Raw genomic sequence first — 17,270 nt, 5'->3', positions numbered from 1 at the left:
TTCCCCTTACGTTATTGGTTTTGGCAGGGTTGTGGATAACGGGCCTTGCGTTCCAGATCGTCGAGGTCAATGTGGTTACGCATGTACTGCTGGCTGGCGTCCACCAGCGGCTGGTGATCCCAGCTCTTGAGTTTGCCCAGCGTCAACGCGTGGGCGACGAAACGTCGACGTCGCTGACTGGCGAGCACCTGTTGGTGAATGGTTGGGATATCCCATTTAGCTCGCGCCTCGGCGAGAAAATCCGCGCACAGGGACTGATGCTCAGCCGATTGGCTAAGGTCCTCCAGTTCTTTGGGGTCATTGCGCAGATCGAACAGCAGGCACGGATCGTCTTCGCTGTAGATGAATTTCCAGGGTCCACGACGGATCATCATCAACGGGCTGATGGTGCCTTCGGCCATGTATTCACCAAAGACCTCGTCATGACCGCCCTGCCCCTGCAGATGGGGCACCAGCGACCGGCCATCCAGCGGCAGTCCGGGCTCAAGCCGGCCACCGGCCAACTCCACCAGGGTCGGCAGCAAGTCGGCAGTGGACACCGCCGCCCCGACCCGCCCGCTGGCGAACTGGCCCGGTGCGCTGATCAGCAAGGGAACGCGAGCCGCCATCTCGAACCAGTGCATTTTGTACCAGAGGCCTTTTTCACCGAGCATGTCTCCATGATCGCCGGAGAACACGATGATCGTGTCGTCCATCAAGCCGGTGTCTTCCAGGGTTTGCAGTAACTTGCCGACGTTGCTGTCAATGTAGCTGCACGCACCGAAGTACGCGCGGCGCGCATCGCGGATCTTATCCACAGGCAGTGGCTTGTCCCACAGGTCATAGACTTTCAACAGGCGCTGGGAATGCGGGTCCAGCTCTGTTTGCCCCGGGGTTTGCGGCAGCGGGATGTCCTTGTCGTCATACATATCCCAAAAGGTCTTGGGAATGGTGTACGGGTCGTGTGGGTGGGTCATGGACACCGTCAGGCAGAACGGCTGGTCGCCATCCTCGCGGATGTGGTCGAACAGATACTGCTGGGCCTTGAACACCACTTCTTCGTCAAAATCCAACTGATTGGTGCGCACGCACGGACCGGCCTGCAACACCGAAGACATGTTGTGATACCAGCTTGGCCGCACGTCGGGCTCGTCCCAGTTCACGGCCCAGCCGTAATCGGCCGGGTAAATGTCACTGGTCAGGCGTTCTTCGTAGCCATGCAACTGGTCCGGGCCGCAAAAATGCATCTTGCCGGACAGCGCGGTGCGATAACCCAGGCGCCGCAGGTAGTGGGCGTACGTCGGGACGTCCGCAGGAAAATCCGCCGCGTTATCGTAGGCGCCGATCTTGCTGGGCAACTGACCGCTCACCAGGGTAAAGCGCGACGGTGCGCAGAGTGGGCTGTTGCAATACGCGGCGTCGAACACCACGCCCTGCTCGGCCAGGCGCGACAGGTTCGGCAGCTTGATCGGCGAAGGACCGTAGATCGGCAACATTGGCGCGGCCATTTGATCGGCCATGATGAAAAGAATGTTCTTGCGCTTCATGTATTCGCGGCATTCCATAGTAAACAGTTATGCGAAATTGCTGCGATTGAGCATGTAGCCCCCACCTTTATGGGTAAAGCCCACGTAAGGCAATGACTAGGATAAGCACAGCTTATGTATGAAGCCCTGGGTGACCTGTCCCTTGACCTGTTCCGCGCCTTTGAAGCCGCGGCCCGCCACCGCAGCTTTACGGCAGCGGCGATCGAACTGGGCACCACGCAACCGGCCATCAGCCAGCAGATCAAGCGCCTGGAAGAACAACTGGGTACGCGATTGTTCGATCGCATCTATCGCGGCATCGAGCTGACCGAGGCCGGAACAATCCTGTTCGAGCAGGTGCAGGCCGGTTTGCAGAATATCGACGCAGGATTGAGCGCGATCACCGCCCATGACCAGCATGAGGTGCTGCAAGTGGCCACCGATTTTGCGTTTGCCGCCTATTGGCTGATGCCCCGCTTGCATCGGTTTCACGCCGCCAACCCACAGGTGGACGTCAGCCTGGTGACCAGCGAACGCAACCACAACATGCTGCGCACGGATATCGACGTTGCGGTGCTATTTGGAGACGGTCGCTTCAAACAAGGCGAAAGTCGCTGGCTTTTCAGCGAAGAAGTCTTTCCGGTGTGCAGCCCGCTGTTGCTCAAGGAACGCTCCCTGCCCTTGTCGGCTCAAGCCTTGTCGGAGTTCCCGCTCCTGCATTTGCGCGGGGAAAACAGTAGCCATTGGTTCGATTGGAGTGGCGTTTTCCGTGAGCTGGGCATTACCTCGCCCCCGGCGCCCGGGCAGTTGCGGTTCGACAACTACACCTTGCTCATCCAGGCGGCGATTGGCGGTCAGGGCGTCGCCATCGGCTGGCGATACCTTGTGGATAACTTATTGGCCCAAGGGCTGCTGTGCCGTCCGGTCGCTGAAACAGTGTTGTCGCGGTCAGGGTATTACGTGGTCTTGCCCCAGCGTAAACGGCGCGGGGTATTGATCAGGCAGTTTGTGGACTGGTTGATGGAGGAGCAGGCCAACAGCGCCGAATCGCTCACGGGGTTGGCCTTGCCTTCCATTGCGGTGTAACCAGCCCGCCCCTGCGCCAACTCGGGAGACGGCGACCGCACAGGCTAATCGGCGGCGACAAAACTGACATGCTGGCCCACATGCAGGTTCAGGCGCAGCTCATCGGCAATGCCGACGGCCACACGGCCAAGCCGCTCCAGTGATTCGGCCATGCCGGCCTCCAGGCTGGTGCTGACCTGGCTGAAGTGCTCGATGCTCAAACCGGGCGTTGCGTAGGGTGAGTCAATCAGGGTCCATTGCAACGTGCTGTTGTTCAGCGCGTCGAGGACTTCTTCGGCGGCATGACGCTGCAATACATCGTCTGCCGGCTCCTCGTCGAGCACGGCGAAATCGCCCACCAGAAACAGCCGGGAAATACTCGCTGCCTCCATCCCGGCGATCAGCGCATCCACCGCCAACACCTGCTCCACGGGACCGGGAATAAGCGTGCGCTCCACGTGCTCGCTGTTCATCGGCAACCCTGGAGCGTTCAACAGACACACCACGGCATTGGCGCCGGCCACGCTTTGCTTGACCCGCTGGGGATCGTAGAGGTCGCCGGTCTTGGCCCGCAGGCCGGGGCGCGGCGCCAGGGCCGTAAGGTCGTCGAGAACAGCGATGACTTCGTGCTGGCGCCGCAGCATTTCAGCCATCAACGCACTGCCGAGGCTACTCATGGCACCATAGAGCACCACTTTGGTGACCGGGGTTTCGGCATTTTTCATGGCTGTTTTTCCTTTTTTTTTCCCGCATGTAAAGGCTCTGACCCGCGGGAGACAATCTCGGTTCGGCCAGTTTTCGAGGAGAAGCACATGCAGCGGATCAAGGGCTACCACGCCCATGTCTATTTCGACGCCAACACCATCGACCAGGCGCGGGCACTGTGCGAGGAAGCGTCGCGACTGTTTGGGCTGAAAATGGGCCGCATCCACCAACGCCCAGTCGGGCCGCACCCGGACTGGAGCTGCCAATTGGCGTTCGATCCACAGCACATCGGCGTGGTCTTGCCGTGGCTGGCGCTCAATCGCAAAGGCCTGGTGATATTTCTTCACCCGGACACCGGCGACGACCTGACGGACCACACCGAGCATGCGATTTGGATGGGCGCGGTGCGGCCGTTGGATCTTTCGGTGTTTTGATTTATCGGTGGAGCGCAGATTGTCTGTGGGAATAAAGCTTGCTCCTACAGGTAAGACTTGCCCTACAGAAAAACTCCATTACAGCGGCGAAAGGTGGCTGAAAGCTTGCGCGATTAGGATCGCCCCCACTACCGGCAACAGACCGGTGGCCAGAAGCGAGCGGCTAAGGCTCGTTAGGCCCTTTTAACAACAACAATGGTGATTCTGATGTCCGCTGCTACCCGCCCCGCTGAACCCACTCCCTCCGTCCGTCCCGTGCTTTGCATTCTGCGCTGACCTGTTCGGTCTGCCTTTGCCCGTCGCGCCACGCCTGGAGTATTTCCTATGCTGACTTTCCTTGGCTTTGCCATGGTCATCACGTTCATGTTCCTGATCATGACCAAGCGCCTGTCCGCGCTGATTGCCCTGATCATCATCCCGATCCTGTTCGCTCTGTTCGGTGGTTTTGCACCGAAGATCGGTCCGATGATGCTCGAAGGCATCACCAAGCTTGCCCCGACCGGGGTGATGCTGATGTTCGCGATTCTTTATTTTGCCCTGATGATCGACTCCGGCCTGTTCGACCCGGCCGTGCGCAAGATCCTCAAGCTGGTCAAGGGCGACCCGTTGAAAGTTTCGGTCGGCACCGCCGTTCTGGCGCTCGTCGTTTCCCTCGATGGTGACGGCGCGACCACTTATATGATCTGCGTGGCCGCCATGCTGCCGCTCTACAGCCGCATCGGCATGAGCCCACGGATCATGGCCGGCCTGATCATTCTCGCCGGTGGCGTGATGAACATGACCCCCTGGGGCGGCCCGACGGCCCGTGCAGCCAGCGCGCTGCATGTCGATCCGTCCGACATCTTCGTTCCGATGATTCCTGCGATGCTCGCGGGTGTAGCGGCGATCCTGGCGATTTCCTACATGTACGGTAAACGCGAGCGCGCCCGTCTGGGTGAATTGCACCTCGCCGGTGATGACATCGACCACAGCGAAATCAGCGTTTCCCAGTTCCCGGACGCCCGTCGTCCGAAGCTGATCTGGTTCAACGGTGCGTTGACCCTGGGCCTGATGTGCACGCTGATCGCCGGCCTGTTACCGCTGCCGGTGCTGTTCATGGTGGCGTTCAGTATCGCGATGATCGTCAACTACCCTTGCCTGCAACAGCAGAAAGACCGCGTTGCGGCCCATGCCGGCAGCGTATTGGCGGTGGTCGGTTTGATTTTCGCGGCGGGTATCTTCACCGGCATCCTGTCCGGTACCGGCATGGTCGACGCCATGTCCAAGAGCCTGCTGGCGGTGATCCCGGATTTCCTGGGCCCATACCTGGCAGTGATTACCGCGCTGGCGAGCATGCCGTTCACCTTCTTCATGTCGAACGATGCGTTTTATTACGGGGTGTTACCGGTCATGGCCGAAGCGGCCAGCCACTACGGCATCACTGCCGTTGAAATGGCCCGCGCCTCGATCGTTGGCCAGCCCGTTCATTTGCTGAGCCCGCTGGTTCCATCGACTTACCTGCTGGTGGCCCTGGCGGGGATCGAGTTTGGCGATCACCAACGCTTCACCTTGAAGTGGGCAGTATTGGTTTGCCTGTGCATAATGTTTGCCGCCTTGCTGATGGGGATTTTTCCACTGTTCAGCACTCTATAAAAGCAATGCCCGCTGCGTCGCCCCTTTCGATAATCGAAGGCGCGGCGCGGCCCAACACTCGCTAAAGGAACTCACATGGAATGGCTGACCAACCCGGAAATCTGGGTTGCCTTCTTCACCCTGACCGCCCTGGAAATTGTCCTGGGCATCGATAACATCATCATGATCTCGATCCTGGTCAGCCGCATGCCCAAGCACATGCAGGCACGCACCCGGATCTTCGGTCTGGCCCTGGCCATGATCACGCGGATCCTGTTGCTGCTGTCCATCACCTGGGTCATGCGCCTGACCGCCGACCTGTTCGAAGTGTTCGGCCAGGGCATTTCCGGTCGTGACCTGATCCTGTTCTTCGGTGGCCTGTTCCTGCTGTGGAAAAGCTCCCAGGAGATGTACCACGCGCTGGAAGGCGAAGACGAAACCGGCGAGACGCCTGCGGGCACGGGCGGCAGCTTCATCTACACCATCGTCCAGATCGCGATCATCGACATCGTGTTCTCCCTGGATTCGGTGATCACCGCCGTGGGCATGGTCTCCCATGTACCGGTGATGGTCGCGGCAATCGTCGTGGCGGTGCTGGTGATGATGCTGGCGGCGGGCACCATCAGCTCGTTCATCGACAAGCACCCGTCGCTGAAGATGCTGGCGCTGTCGTTCCTGCTGGTGGTCGGTACCGTGCTGATCGCTGAGTCCCTGGACGTGCACGTGCCAAAAGGCTACGTCTACTTCGCCATGGCCTTCTCCCTGGCGGTCGAAGCGTTCAACATCAAGATGCGCACTGCCATGGCGCGTAAGCGCAAGCAGCAGGATCCGGTAAAACTGCGTAAGGATATGCCGGGTCAGTAAGCGGCACAGGGCAATGAACGAAGGGGCTCATCGAGCCCCTTTTTCATGCCTGCCGGAAAGTAACTGGATGCAAAACCTGCTCGCGATGAGGCCGCAACATTCAACATCTTCATTGGCTAACAGACCGCTATCGCGAGCAGGCTCGCTCCCCACAGGGTTTCGTGGTGTCTTTGGTCAATGGTTTTTTATGACAGTTTTGTTTCAAACCCGTCTTTAGCTGTGCAATGCTGGCGCTCGAACCGTTGGCCAACTACAGCTTAAGTACAACGAAGAAAAATGTGGCACCGTCAATTGGTCCCTTTGGGACGCTAACAGGGGGCTTCTCATGCTGACCCTGCTGAACTTGCTCTCCGCCGTGGCCCTGCTGATCTGGGGCACGCACATCGTCCGCACCGGCATTCTGCGGGTCTATGGCACGAACCTGCGCCATGTCATTGGCCAAAACATGTCCAAGCGCTGGCTGGCGTTCGTCGCAGGCATCATGGTCACTGCCATGGTCCAGAGCAGCAACGCCACAGCCATGCTCGTCACCTCATTCGTCGGCCAGGGCCTGATGGCACTGACCCCTGCCCTGGCGACCATGCTCGGCGCCGATGTCGGCACGGCGCTGATGGCGCGGGTACTGACCCTGGATCTGTCCTGGTTATCGCCGCTGCTGATTTTCCTCGGGGTGATTTTTTTCCTGTCGCGCAAACAGACCCGCCTGGGGCAAATGGGCCGGGTCGGCATCGGCTTGGGTTTGATCATCCTGGCGCTGCAATTGATTGTCGAAGCCGCCGCGCCCATCACCCAGGCCCAGGGCGTGAAAGTTATCTTTGCCTCGCTGACCGGCGACATCCTGCTCGATGCGCTGGTGGGTGCGCTGTTCGCGATGATCTCCTATTCCAGCCTCGCCGCCGTGCTGTTGACCGCGACACTGGCCGGCGCAGCGGTGATCAGTCTGCCGGTGGCCATCGGCCTGGTGATCGGCGCCAACATCGGCAGCGGCGTGCTGGCCTTTCTCAGCACCAGCATGCAGAACGCCGCCGGCCGCCAGGTGGCGCTGGGCAGCCTGCTGTACAAGTTGATCGGCCTGTTGTTGATCATTCCAGTGCTCGATCCGTTGGTGGGCTGGTTGGACGGCCTGGATTTCAGCCACCAGGAAACGGTGATCGGTTTTCACCTGCTCTACAACACCGTGCGCTGCCTGGTGCTGCTGCCCAGCGTCGGGCCGATGGCCAGGCTGTGTGCCTGGCTGCTGCCGGAGCGTCCTGACACCAACGGCACGGCCAAGCCCCGCCACCTGGACCTCACCGCCCTCGCCACGCCGAGCCTGGCCCTGGCGAATGCTGCCCGGGAAACCCTGCGCATCGGTGATCTGATCGAAACCATGCTCGAAGCCATGCTCGACGTACTGCGCGGCGGGCAGACCGCAGTCACCCAACAAGTACGGAGCATGGGCGATGACGTCGAGGCGCTGTGCAGCGCCATCAAGCTGTATATGGCCCAAATGCCCCGTGAGGACCTCAGTGAACAGGACAGCCGCCGCTGGGCGGAAATCATTGAGCTGGCGATCAACCTGAAGCTGGCCAGCGACCTCATCGAACGCATGTTGCGCAAGGTCCAGCAACAGAAAACCGCGCAACGTCGGTCCTTTTCCGAGGTTGGCCTGGAAGAGTTGGCGACGCTGCACAGCCAGTTGATCGCCAATCTGCGGCTGGGATTGTCGGTGTTCCTCAGTGCCGACCCGGAGAGCGCCCGTCAGCTGTTGCGTGAGAAACGTCGCTTTCGAGCGCAGGAAAGACGACTGGCCCACGCACACGTCAGCCGCCTACAGCGAAAAATCGTACAAAGCATCGAGACCAGTTCCCTGCACCTAGAACTGATCGCCGACATGAAACGCCTCAACTCGCTGTTCTGCGGCAGCGCCTACGTGGTGCTGGGGACTTCCGAGACCGGTGCGCTCGCGGTTGATGAAATTTCCGACGTCACCCATTCGCCTTGAACGACTGGCGCATTGCTCAGTCAGTAAGATTGGCCTGGGCTTAAACCATTCGCACGCAAGCCGGCCCCACGTCGCCATGGAAATCCATCGGGTTCGAGGTGGGGCGCGAAGTTGCCTGCGATGACGGCCTGCCCGGCACATGGACCTCCAATCAGCCGCCAGGAAGCTCGCTATGCGTTGTCTGTTGCTCGCCGTTCTTTTGCTCGGTTCACTGCCGTCGGTCGCGCTGGATCGATTCCAGGTCGAGGGGTATGTGCTGCCCAACGGTATGCAACTGCTGCTCAAGCCGGGCAGCGAGCGCGGGCATGTGGCGATCCGGCTGGTGGTGGGCGTGGGACTGGACGACTTCAACTGCGCCGACAAGGAACTGCCCCACCTGCTTGAGCATTTGCTGTTCAGCGGTGTCGATGACGGCGGCGAAGGCGGGCTGGAAGAGCGTATGCAGGCGCTGGGCGGCGAGTGGAACGCCTTCACGAGCAACGCCGACACCACGTTCGTCATCGAGGCACCGGCGCGCAATCAACGCAAGGTCCTGGACCTGTTGATCGCCCTGCTGACTCGTACCCGCATCGACGACAACGCCCTGCAAGCGGCCAAACGAGTGGTGGAACGCGAGGATGGCGGCCACTACACCCATCTGCAACGCTGGCTCGATCATCAGGACCTGGGCCACAAGGCGGGCAATCAACTGGCAGTGGAATTGGGTCTGCGCTGTGCCGAACGCGCCGAAGTCGGGCACCTCACCCTTGCCAGGATCGAGCAGGCACGCAAGGCCTGGTATGCACCGAACAACATGACGCTGATCGTGGTCGGCGACCTGGACCGGTTGCTACCGGCCTATCTGGAGCGGACCTTCGGCGAACTGGAGCCGGTCGAGCCCAGCGCTCACGCAGCGTTACCGCAGATCCGCTACAGCGCGGTCACCAAGCGCAACCTGATGCGCGGCCTGGTGGGCAATAGCGCCAAGCTTCATTGGCTGTTTCCGGAGCCGGTGCTGGAACAGCAACACGACGAAACCTTCGACCTGCTCAAGGACTATCTGGACTGGGCGCTCTATCGCCAGCTGCGCCTGGCCCGCAGCCTGTCCTACGGGCCGTGGGTGGAGCGAGAGGTGTTTGGCGGCGTTGGCTTCTTCAGCCTGAACGCGGACCTGGCCCGCGATGACCTGCCCCAGGCCGAGCAGGCGCTGGAGCAAATGCGCACCACGTTGCTCAAGGATGGCCTCGACCCGGAGAGTTTCGTGCGCATCAAACGCGCCGCCATCGCCCATCAATCGTGGGCGGTTCAAGGCAACAGCGCACTGGCCGATTACTATTGGGGTGCCCTTGGCGATTACGACGACGGCCGCTTCACCAATCCGGCCGTGCGCCTTCAGGCGGTGAGCCTGGAACAGGCCAACCAGGCCCTGCGTGAACTGCTCAAGGACCCGGGCTACCTGCGCATCGAGAAACCCATGCTCGGCGACGATGAGCTGGTTTGGGGCGTGGCCGGTCTGCTGGGGTTGCTGTTGGTCCTGGTCGGGTGGAGATTGCGTCGCAGGGCTTAGAGCGCTCGTCACATCGATGTCCTGGCGATACTCTGTCAGGGATATTTCCTACGACTCACTGTGAACTGCCGAATGCCGAACCTGACTCACTACATCCAGCGCCTTCTCGAATTGATGAAGCGCTATCCAGGGGTCATCGCACTCGGTGGCTTCATCTCTGGAGTCGGCAGTTTCATGCTGGTGGACCGCCAGCAGGGTCTTGCGACCTGGATCACCATCATCATGCTGGTGAGCTGGCTCTGGCTGATGCTGGAGAACAGCCTGACCCGGCTTTTTACCCGCATATTCAAACGGGAAATCCCCCAGCCGCTGCTGCGTTACGCCACGCAGATGATTCACCAGGAAAGCCTGTTTTTCGTCTTGCCGTTCTTTTTCATCACCACCACCTGGAACAGCAGCCAAGTGATTTTCACCGGCCTGCTGGCGGCCTCGGCACTGGTCTCGATCATTGATCCGCTGTACTACAAATGGCTGGCGCCCCGGCGCTGGGCGTTCCTGGCGCTGCACACCCTGACGCTGTTTGCCGCCCTGCTCACCGCACTGCCGATCATCCTGCACCTGACCACCGACCAGAGCTTCAAGCTGGCGCTGGGCACTGCCATGCTGTTGTCGTTCCCCAGCCTGGCTTCGATCTTTCCGATCCGCACCGTGCGCAACGCCCTGGCGATTCTGTGCATCACGGTGGGGATCGGCGCGGCCGGGTGGGTGCTGCGCTCCTGGGTGCCGCCGGCAACCTTGTGGATGACCGAGGTGGCGATCAGCACCCAACTGGAGGACCGCACGCCGGGCGCCAGCCTGAAGGAAGTCACCGCTGACCAGATCCGCGGCAATGGTCTGTATGCCTACACCGCTATCAATGCGCCCCGGGGCCTTGATGAGCGGATTTATCACGTCTGGCAATTCAACGGCAAAGAAGTGGACCGTATCGCCCTGGACATTCATGGCGGACGCAAGGAAGGCTATCGCGCCTGGACCCACAAGCAGAACTTCCCGGAAGACCCCACCGGTAAATGGCAGGTGCGGGTGCTGACGGAAAATGGCCAGGTGATTGGTGTATTGCGCTTCAAGGTCAGCGCTGCGCTCGAGCCTGGGACAAAATAATGCCGGGCGTGCTATTAGGTAACACTTTTCGAGCCGAACGAGCATGGCGCTTATGACCCCTGGCACTCTGGCTGGCAGTGCCCGACTGGATCGCTCTCACTCCCCGGCGCAGCTATGGATCAGCGGGGACTGGACACTGGCTCACTACACGCAGCTCAAGCGTTTGAGCGACTCGCTGCGCGGCCAGTACGACGACAACACTTTGATCGACCTCAATGGCTTGGGTGCCCTCGACACCGCCGGCGCCTCGTTGCTGGTGGAACTGCTGGGCGCCGAGCGGCTGGGCAAGACCGCGGAGCACCGCGACTGCACGTTGTCGTCCGCCGATCGGGCACTGTTGCAGACGGTGTATTGCTCGCTGACCGACTTCTGCGTGCCGGTCAAAAAGCCGACGGTGAGTGTCGTGACCCAGTTGTTGACACGCATCGGTCGAGCCGTGGACAAGGTCTGGCAAGATACCCTGCAATTGCTGGGCTTTGTCGGCTTGATCCTAGAAACGCTGGCCCGGGGCCTGTTTCGCCCGAAACGCTGGCGCATTACCCCGATGGTTGTTCACATCGAACAGACGGGGCTGGACGCGGCCCCTATCGTCGCCCTGCTGACTTTTCTGGTGGGCGCGGTGGTGGCGTTTCTCGGGGCGACGGTGCTGGCCGATTTCGGCGCCAGTATTTTCACCGTGGACCTGGTGGCGTTCTCGTTTCTGCGCGAATTCGGCGTGTTGCTGACTGCGATTCTTATGGCAGGTCGCACCGCCAGCGCCTTCACCGCCCAGATCGGCTCGATGAAGGCCAACGAAGAAATCGACGCGATTCGTACCCTGGGCCTCGATCCCATCGAGTTGCTGGTGGTGCCGCGAGTGCTGGCCCTGTTGGTGGCGCTGCCGATGCTGACCTTTGTGGCCATGCTCTCGGGCATTGTCGGCGGCGGTGTGGTGTGTGCCCTGTCGCTGGATATTTCTCCGGCGATGTTCCTGACGCTGTTGCAGTCGGACATCGGCGTCCAGCATTTCGTGGTGGGAATGGTCAAGGCGCCGATCTTTGCCTTCCTGATTGCTGCGGTGGGATGCCTGGAAGGCTTCAAAGTCAGCGGCAGCGCCGAGTCTGTCGGGGCTCACACCACCTCGAGCGTGGTGCAGTCGATTTTTGTGGTGATCGTGCTCGATGCGGTAGCCGCGCTGTTTTTCATGGAGATGCAATGGTGAGTCGACCTTCCAGGCCGCCCACCGAGGCGGTGATACAGGTACGTGGCTTGTGCAATCGCTTTGGCCTGCAGAGCGTGCACGAAAACCTCGACCTGGACGTATACAAGGGCGAGATCCTCGCGGTGGTCGGCGGCTCCGGCAGTGGTAAATCGGTGCTGTTGCGCAGCATTGTCGGTTTGAACCGGCCCAGTGAAGGGGCCGTGCGAGTATTCGGCCAGGATCTGCCGAGCCTGCCCCAGCAACAGCGTTCGCAAGTGGAACGACGCTTTGGGGTGCTGTTTCAGAAAGGCGCGCTGTTTTCTTCGCTGACCGTGACAGAGAATGTCGCCCTGCCCCTGATCGAACACGCCGGGCTCAGCAGGGCCGATGCCGAACATCTGGCGGCGGTGAAACTGGCGTTGGCCGGACTGCCGCTATCGGCAGCCGACAAATACCCCGCCTCGCTGTCCGGCGGCATGATCAAGCGTGCAGCCCTGGCCCGGGCGCTAGCCCTGGACCCGGACATTCTGTTTCTCGACGAACCCACCGCCGGCCTCGACCCCATCGGCGCGGCAGCGTTCGACCAATTGATCCTGACGCTTCGCGACGCCTTGGGCTTGAGCGTATTTCTGGTCACCCATGACCTGGACACCCTCTACACCATCACCGACCGGGTGGCGGTGCTGGCCCAGAAAAAAGTGCTGGTTGCCGATGTCATCGACAAAGTGTCGGAAACCGACGATGCCTGGATCCATGAATACTTCCACGGCCCTCGCGGCCGCGCGGCCTTGACGGCTGCTACACAATTGAACGAGGTCTGACATGGAAACCCGAGCCCATCATGTATTGATCGGCCTGTTCACCGTGATCGTGGTGGTCGGCGCCCTGCTGTTTGGGTTGTGGCTGGCCAAGTCCAGCGTGGACAGCGAATTCAAGGATTACGAAGTGGTGTTCAACGAAGCGGTCAGCGGCTTGTCCAGAGGCAGCTCGGTGGAGTACAGCGGCATCAAGGTCGGAGACGTGGTCAATCTGCGCCTGGACCCGAATGACCCGCGCCGGGTACTGGCGCGGGTACGCTTGAGTGCTGAAACACCGGTCAAGCAGGACACCCAGGCCAAACTGGCACTGACCGGCATCACCGGCACCTCGATTATCCAACTCAGTGGCGGCACCCCCAACAGCCCGCCACTGACCGGGCACGATGGCGAGCCGCCAGTGATCATCGCAGCGCCCTCGCCCATCGCCCGCCTGCTGAACAACAGCGATGACCTGATGACCAGCATCAACCTGCTGCTGCATAACGCCAACGCGGTGTTTTCCTCGGACAATGTCCAGCGGTTGGGCAAGACCCTTGAACACTTGGAGCAAACCACCGGGGTCATCGCCGATCAACGCGGCGATATTCGCCAGGCCATGCAGCAACTGGCATCTGTCGGCAAACAGGCCAGCGCCACCCTGGAGCAGACTACGGCATTGATGCGCAGCGCCAATGGTCTGCTCAACGATCAGGGCAAAGAGGTCATGAGCAGCGCAGACCAGGCCATGCAATCGCTGGCCCGCAGCACCGCAACCCTCGACAAACTGCTCAACGACAATCGCGACGCGCTGAACAATGGCATGCAGGGGCTCAATGCCCTGTCGCCGGCGGTGCGGGAACTGCGCGACACCCTGAGCGCGCTGCGGGGTATTTCCCGGCGCCTGGATGCCAACCCCAGCGGCTATTTGCTGGGCAATGACAAGAACAAGGAATTCACGCCATGAAGCCGTTTGCTCGGTTCGTCCGCCCTATCCTCTTGCTGGCAGGATGTGTCCTGGTGGGCGGTTGCTCGATTCTGCCCCAGGCCGAGCCCGCGGACGTCTATCGCTTACCCGCGACTCAGGCGCCCGCAGCCCCAGGCACGCCCGTGAAGTGGTCGTTGCGCCTGGCCAGCCCGCAGGCCAGCGAAGTGCTCAACAGCCCTAAAATCGCGGTCATTCCCCACGGCAATCTGTTGAGCAGCTACGCAGCCTCACGCTGGAGCGACCCGGCACCGGTGTTGCTGCGCAATCGCTTGCTCGATGGCTTCGCACAGGATGGACGTGTCGGGCTATTGAGTGTCGCCGACAGCAACTTGCAAACGGATTTGGAGTTGGGTGGCCAATTGCAGGCTTTCCAGACCGAATATCAAGGCGCGGGGGCCAGCGTGGTGATTCGCCTGGACGCATTGCTGGTGCGGGGATTTGACCAACGCATCCTTGCCAGTCATCGTTTTGAAGTCCGCCAGCCCTTGAGCGACGTGCAAGTGCCAGCAGTGGTGCAAGGTTTCGGCCAGGCCAGCGGTCGACTGACCGCCGAGGTTGTGAACTGGACGGTAGAACAAGGCCAGCGCTTGGCGATACCCGCACGCCCCTAAAGGCCCGTGACTGCAATCCGGGCCTGTGGCAAGGGGATATGGTTCAGCCAAAGAACCAGTAGCAAACCCCGATCGCCGCCACGACGCCGCTGAACTCGGCCAGCAGCGCGCAGCCCACCGCATGCCGCGCCCGCTGGATACCGACGGCGCCGAAGTACACCGCCAGCACATAGAAGGTGGTTTCGGTGCTGCCCTGAATGGTCGCGGCCACCAGCGCGGGGAAGCTGTCCACGCCGGAAGTCTTCATGGTTTCGATCAGCATCGCCCGGGCGGCGCTGCCGGAGAATGGCTTGACCATGGCAGTCGGCAAGGCGTCGACGAAACGGGTGTCCCAGCCGGCCCACTGCACCAGGTGCCGGATGCCGTCCAGGCCGAAGTCCAGCGCGCCCGAGGCCCGCAGCACGCCGACGGCGCATAACATGGCCACCAGGTACGGCAGCAAAGTCTTGGCGACGTCAAAGCCCTCTTTGGCACCTTCAATGAAGGCTTCATAAACCTTGACCTTGCGCAGCGCGCCCACCACCAGAAACATCATGATCAAGCCGAACAGTGTCAGGTTGCCCAGGATCGAGGACAGCCCGGCCAGCGCCGTGGCTGAGAGCGTCGCCAGCAGCGCCATGAAACTGCCCAGTACCAACGCACCCGGAACCAGATAAGCCAGCACTACCGGGTCCCACAGGCGCAGACGCTGCATGAACGCCACTGACAGCAGCCCCACCAGGGTTGAGGCGCTGGTGGCGAGCAGGATCGGCAGGAATACCAGGGTCGGGTCCGGCGCCCCTTGCTGGGCGCGATACATGAAAATGGTCACCGGCAACAGCGTCAGCGATGAGGCGTTGAGCACCAGGAACAGGATTTGTGCATTGCTGGCGATGGTCGGGCTGGGGTTCAAGTCCTGCAGGGCTCGCATGGCCTTCAGGCCGATCGGGGTCGCCGCGTTATCCAGCCCCAGGCCGTTTGCCGCAAAGTTGAGGGTAATCAGGCCAATCGCCGGATGGCCCGCCGGCACCTCCGGCATCAGCCGCAAAAACAATGGCCCGAGCGCCTTGGCCAGCCAGTCGACAATACCGGCCTTTTCGGCGATCCGCAGAAACCCCAGCCACAGGGTCAAGGTGCCGAACAGCAGGACCATCACCTCCACCGACAGCTTGGCCATGGCGAAAATGCTTTCCACCATGGCGGCGAAGATCCCGGCGTTACCGCCGATCAGCCACTGCGCCAGCGCCGATACGGCTGCCACGATAAAGAAGCCAAGCCACAGGCCATTGAGCATCGGTTAAGTCCCCCGGAAGATGCCGCGAATGATAGCGGGGCTGGCAGAAACGACAAACCCCGGATTTCTCCGGGGTTTGTTTGGCGTTGCGCAGGGGCTACAAAAATCCTATGGCAGATCCTGTGGGAGCCGAGCTTGCTCGCGATGGGGCCGGATCAGTCAGCATTGATGTTGGCTGACACACCGCAATCGCGAGCAAGCTCGGCTCCCACAGGGATCATGCGCCTCAACGGCTGGCAGTTTCTCCCGCCGGCATCGGCTCTTTGCTGCGCCAGTGGGGCAGGGAATTCCAGTAGCGCTGGCCCTTGGCATCGTCGTACATGCCTTCCCAGCGGGAAATGACCAGCACGGCCAGGGCATTGCCGATCACGTTCAGCGCGGTGCGGGCCATGTCCATGATGCGGTCGACACCGGCAATGAACGCCAGACCTTCCAGCGGAATACCGACACTGCCGAGGGTCGCCAACAGCACCACGAAAGAGACACCCGGTACGCCGGCGATGCCTTTGGAGGTCACCATCAAGGTCAGCACCAACAGCAATTGCTGGCTGATGGACAGATCGATGCCGTACAACTGAGCGATGAAAATCGCCGCGATGCTCTGGTAAAGGGTCGAACCGTCGAGGTTGAACGAATAACCGGTCGGCACCACGAAGCTGCAAATCGCCTTGGGTGCACCGTAGGCTTCCATCTTCTCGATCACGCGTGGCAACACGGTTTCGGAGCTGGCGGTGGAGTAGGCCAGCACCAGCTCATCCTTGAAGATGCGCATCAGTTTGACCACGGAGAAGCCGAACAGACGTGCAATCAGCCCCAGCACCACGAAGGCGAAGAACGCGATGGCGACGTAAACCAGGATCACCAGCTTCGCCAATGGCAACAGCGAAGCGAAGCCGAAGTTGGCAACCGTCACCGCGATCAGGGCGAACACGCCGATCGGGGCGTATTGCATGATCATGTGGGTGACCTTGAACATGCTTTCCGAGACGCCCTGGAACATTTTCACCAGGGGGTCGCGCAGATCCGATTGCAGGCTGGACAGACCCAGGCCAAACAATACGGAGAAGAAAATGATCGGCAGCATCTCGCCACGCGCCACCGCCGCGAAGATGTTCGACGGGATCAGATTGAGAATGGTCTGGATGAACGCATGTTCATGCTGAACCTCGGCGGCCGTGGCCTGGTACTTGGAAATATCCACCGTACCCAAGGTGCTCATGTCGATGCCGCTGCCCGGCTGGAAGAAATTGGCCAACAGCAAACCGACGACGATGGCGACAGTGGTGACGATTTCGAAGTAGAGGATGGTCTTGAGGCCGATACGCCCGAGTTTCTTGGCGTCACCGACCCCGGCAATACCGACGATCAGCGAAGAAATCACGATCGGGATCACGATCATCTTGATCAGACGGATAAAGATATCGCCTGCCGGTTGCAGCACGTTGCTGATCCACCAGGCCTTCTCGGTACTGAAATGGTTGAGCAGCGCGCCAATTGCAATCCCGAGCACCAGACCGATGAGGATCTGCCAGGCGAGGCTTAGTCTTGCCTTCTTCATATCTTTACCCTTACTTCAGTTGGACTCGGGCAACTGCCACAAACCGAACCA

The 17,270-nt window shown here is 60.9% G+C and carries 15 protein-coding genes; 11 read left to right on the top strand and 4 right to left on the bottom strand.

What is annotated here, in order from left to right; all coding sequences use genetic code 11:
• Positions 1 to 11: 11 nt before the first annotated feature.
• A complete protein-coding gene (gene betC / locus GKKCFE_RS26270; protein WP_047229809.1) occupies positions 12 to 1,526 on the bottom strand; it encodes a choline-sulfatase in 1,515 nt (504 codons plus the stop codon).
• Positions 1,527 to 1,640: 114 nt separating this feature from the next.
• Here betC and GKKCFE_RS26265 point away from each other — a divergent pair, with 114 nt between their 5' ends.
• Positions 1,641 to 2,591 carry a choline sulfate utilization transcriptional regulator gene (locus tag GKKCFE_RS26265; protein WP_076383140.1) on the top strand — a complete coding sequence of 317 codons (951 nt, stop codon included), beginning with the start codon at positions 1,641 to 1,643 and terminating at the stop codon, positions 2,589 to 2,591.
• 44 nt (positions 2,592 to 2,635) lie between these two features.
• On the opposite strand, the gene GKKCFE_RS26260 is transcribed toward GKKCFE_RS26265, so the two are convergent.
• The gene (locus GKKCFE_RS26260; RefSeq protein ID WP_047229807.1) at positions 2,636 to 3,295 is read right to left on the bottom strand and encodes an NAD(P)-dependent oxidoreductase; all 660 of its coding nucleotides are present in this window, start codon (positions 3,293 to 3,295) and stop codon (positions 2,636 to 2,638) included.
• A gap of 87 nt (positions 3,296 to 3,382) precedes the next feature.
• On the opposite strand from GKKCFE_RS26260, the gene GKKCFE_RS26255 reads away from it, so the two are divergent.
• The 10 genes from GKKCFE_RS26255 (at position 3,383) to GKKCFE_RS26210 (ending at position 14,388) form a co-directional block, all read left to right on the top strand.
• Positions 3,383 to 3,709, top strand: a complete 327-nt coding sequence (locus GKKCFE_RS26255) for a DOPA 4,5-dioxygenase family protein (protein WP_047229806.1) — start codon at positions 3,383 to 3,385, stop codon at positions 3,707 to 3,709.
• A 324-nt stretch (positions 3,710 to 4,033) separates the two neighbouring features.
• On the top strand, positions 4,034 to 5,341 hold the full coding sequence (locus GKKCFE_RS26250) for a CitMHS family transporter (RefSeq protein ID WP_047229805.1): 1,308 nt from the start codon (positions 4,034 to 4,036) through the stop codon (positions 5,339 to 5,341).
• Between the two features lie 75 nt (positions 5,342 to 5,416).
• Positions 5,417 to 6,184, top strand: a complete 768-nt coding sequence (locus GKKCFE_RS26245) for a TerC family protein (protein WP_076383142.1) — start codon at positions 5,417 to 5,419, stop codon at positions 6,182 to 6,184.
• Between the two features lie 325 nt (positions 6,185 to 6,509).
• Positions 6,510 to 8,168, top strand: coding sequence for a Na/Pi cotransporter family protein (locus GKKCFE_RS26240; protein WP_047229803.1), 1,659 nt, complete (start codon positions 6,510 to 6,512; stop codon positions 8,166 to 8,168).
• A 172-nt stretch (positions 8,169 to 8,340) separates the two neighbouring features.
• Positions 8,341 to 9,714, top strand: a complete 1,374-nt coding sequence (locus tag GKKCFE_RS26235; protein ID WP_047229802.1) for a M16 family metallopeptidase — start codon at positions 8,341 to 8,343, stop codon at positions 9,712 to 9,714.
• Between the two features lie 72 nt (positions 9,715 to 9,786).
• Positions 9,787 to 10,815, top strand: a complete 1,029-nt coding sequence (locus tag GKKCFE_RS26230) for a DUF5924 family protein (RefSeq protein ID WP_047229801.1) — start codon at positions 9,787 to 9,789, stop codon at positions 10,813 to 10,815.
• Positions 10,816 to 10,867: 52 nt separating this feature from the next.
• Positions 10,868 to 12,016: an MlaE family lipid ABC transporter permease subunit gene (locus GKKCFE_RS26225; protein WP_445577292.1), complete on the top strand. Its 1,149-nt coding sequence runs from the start codon at positions 10,868 to 10,870 to the stop codon at positions 12,014 to 12,016.
• The gene (locus GKKCFE_RS26220) at positions 12,010 to 12,816 is read left to right on the top strand and encodes an ABC transporter ATP-binding protein (RefSeq protein WP_171061294.1); all 807 of its coding nucleotides are present in this window, start codon (positions 12,010 to 12,012) and stop codon (positions 12,814 to 12,816) included. The genes GKKCFE_RS26225 and GKKCFE_RS26220 overlap by 7 nt, the downstream gene beginning before the upstream one ends.
• Position 12,817: 1 nt before the next feature.
• On the top strand, positions 12,818 to 13,756 hold the full coding sequence (locus GKKCFE_RS26215; protein WP_047229799.1) for an MlaD family protein: 939 nt from the start codon (positions 12,818 to 12,820) through the stop codon (positions 13,754 to 13,756).
• Positions 13,753 to 14,388 (top strand): ABC-type transport auxiliary lipoprotein family protein, encoded by a 636-nt coding sequence (locus GKKCFE_RS26210; RefSeq protein ID WP_445577291.1) that lies wholly within the window; start codon positions 13,753 to 13,755, stop codon positions 14,386 to 14,388. The genes GKKCFE_RS26215 and GKKCFE_RS26210 overlap by 4 nt, the downstream gene beginning before the upstream one ends.
• A gap of 43 nt (positions 14,389 to 14,431) precedes the next feature.
• Here the strand turns inward: GKKCFE_RS26210 and GKKCFE_RS26205 are convergent, their stop codons facing one another.
• Positions 14,432 to 15,661, bottom strand: a complete 1,230-nt coding sequence (locus GKKCFE_RS26205; protein WP_076383145.1) for a nucleoside recognition domain-containing protein — start codon at positions 15,659 to 15,661, stop codon at positions 14,432 to 14,434.
• 226 nt (positions 15,662 to 15,887) lie between these two features.
• Positions 15,888 to 17,219 (bottom strand): glutamate/aspartate:proton symporter GltP, encoded by a 1,332-nt coding sequence (gltP, locus tag GKKCFE_RS26200; RefSeq protein ID WP_047229796.1) that lies wholly within the window; start codon positions 17,217 to 17,219, stop codon positions 15,888 to 15,890.
• Between the last annotated feature and the right edge of the window lie 51 nt (positions 17,220 to 17,270).

Source organism: Pseudomonas sp. E141, from assembly GCF_052659885.1.
The sequence above is the reverse complement of the archived record's forward strand: the minus strand, read 5'-3'. Positions and strand labels throughout refer to the sequence as shown.

Excerpts from the sequence above, each read along its gene's own strand:
- betC (WP_047229809.1), bottom strand. The coding sequence starts at position 1,526 with ATGAAGCGCAAGAACATTCTTTTCATCATGGCCGATCAAATGGCCGCG.
- GKKCFE_RS26245 (WP_076383142.1), top strand. The coding sequence starts at position 5,417 with ATGGAATGGCTGACCAACCCGGAAATCTGGGTTGCCTTCTTCACCCTG.
- GKKCFE_RS26230 (WP_047229801.1), top strand. The coding sequence starts at position 9,787 with ATGCCGAACCTGACTCACTACATCCAGCGCCTTCTCGAATTGATGAAG.
- GKKCFE_RS26205 (WP_076383145.1), bottom strand. The coding sequence starts at position 15,661 with ATGCTCAATGGCCTGTGGCTTGGCTTCTTTATCGTGGCAGCCGTATCG.
- gltP (WP_047229796.1), bottom strand. The coding sequence starts at position 17,219 with ATGAAGAAGGCAAGACTAAGCCTCGCCTGGCAGATCCTCATCGGTCTG.
- GKKCFE_RS26225 (WP_445577292.1), top strand. The coding sequence starts at position 10,868 with ATGACCCCTGGCACTCTGGCTGGCAGTGCCCGACTGGATCGCTCTCAC.
- GKKCFE_RS26220 (WP_171061294.1), top strand. The coding sequence starts at position 12,010 with ATGGTGAGTCGACCTTCCAGGCCGCCCACCGAGGCGGTGATACAGGTA.
- GKKCFE_RS26210 (WP_445577291.1), top strand. The coding sequence starts at position 13,753 with ATGAAGCCGTTTGCTCGGTTCGTCCGCCCTATCCTCTTGCTGGCAGGA.
- GKKCFE_RS26265 (WP_076383140.1), top strand. The coding sequence starts at position 1,641 with ATGTATGAAGCCCTGGGTGACCTGTCCCTTGACCTGTTCCGCGCCTTT.
- GKKCFE_RS26240 (WP_047229803.1), top strand. The coding sequence starts at position 6,510 with ATGCTGACCCTGCTGAACTTGCTCTCCGCCGTGGCCCTGCTGATCTGG.
- GKKCFE_RS26260 (WP_047229807.1), bottom strand. The coding sequence starts at position 3,295 with ATGAAAAATGCCGAAACCCCGGTCACCAAAGTGGTGCTCTATGGTGCC.
- GKKCFE_RS26235 (WP_047229802.1), top strand. The coding sequence starts at position 8,341 with ATGCGTTGTCTGTTGCTCGCCGTTCTTTTGCTCGGTTCACTGCCGTCG.
- GKKCFE_RS26215 (WP_047229799.1), top strand. The coding sequence starts at position 12,818 with ATGGAAACCCGAGCCCATCATGTATTGATCGGCCTGTTCACCGTGATC.
- GKKCFE_RS26255 (WP_047229806.1), top strand. The coding sequence starts at position 3,383 with ATGCAGCGGATCAAGGGCTACCACGCCCATGTCTATTTCGACGCCAAC.
- GKKCFE_RS26250 (WP_047229805.1), top strand. The coding sequence starts at position 4,034 with ATGCTGACTTTCCTTGGCTTTGCCATGGTCATCACGTTCATGTTCCTG.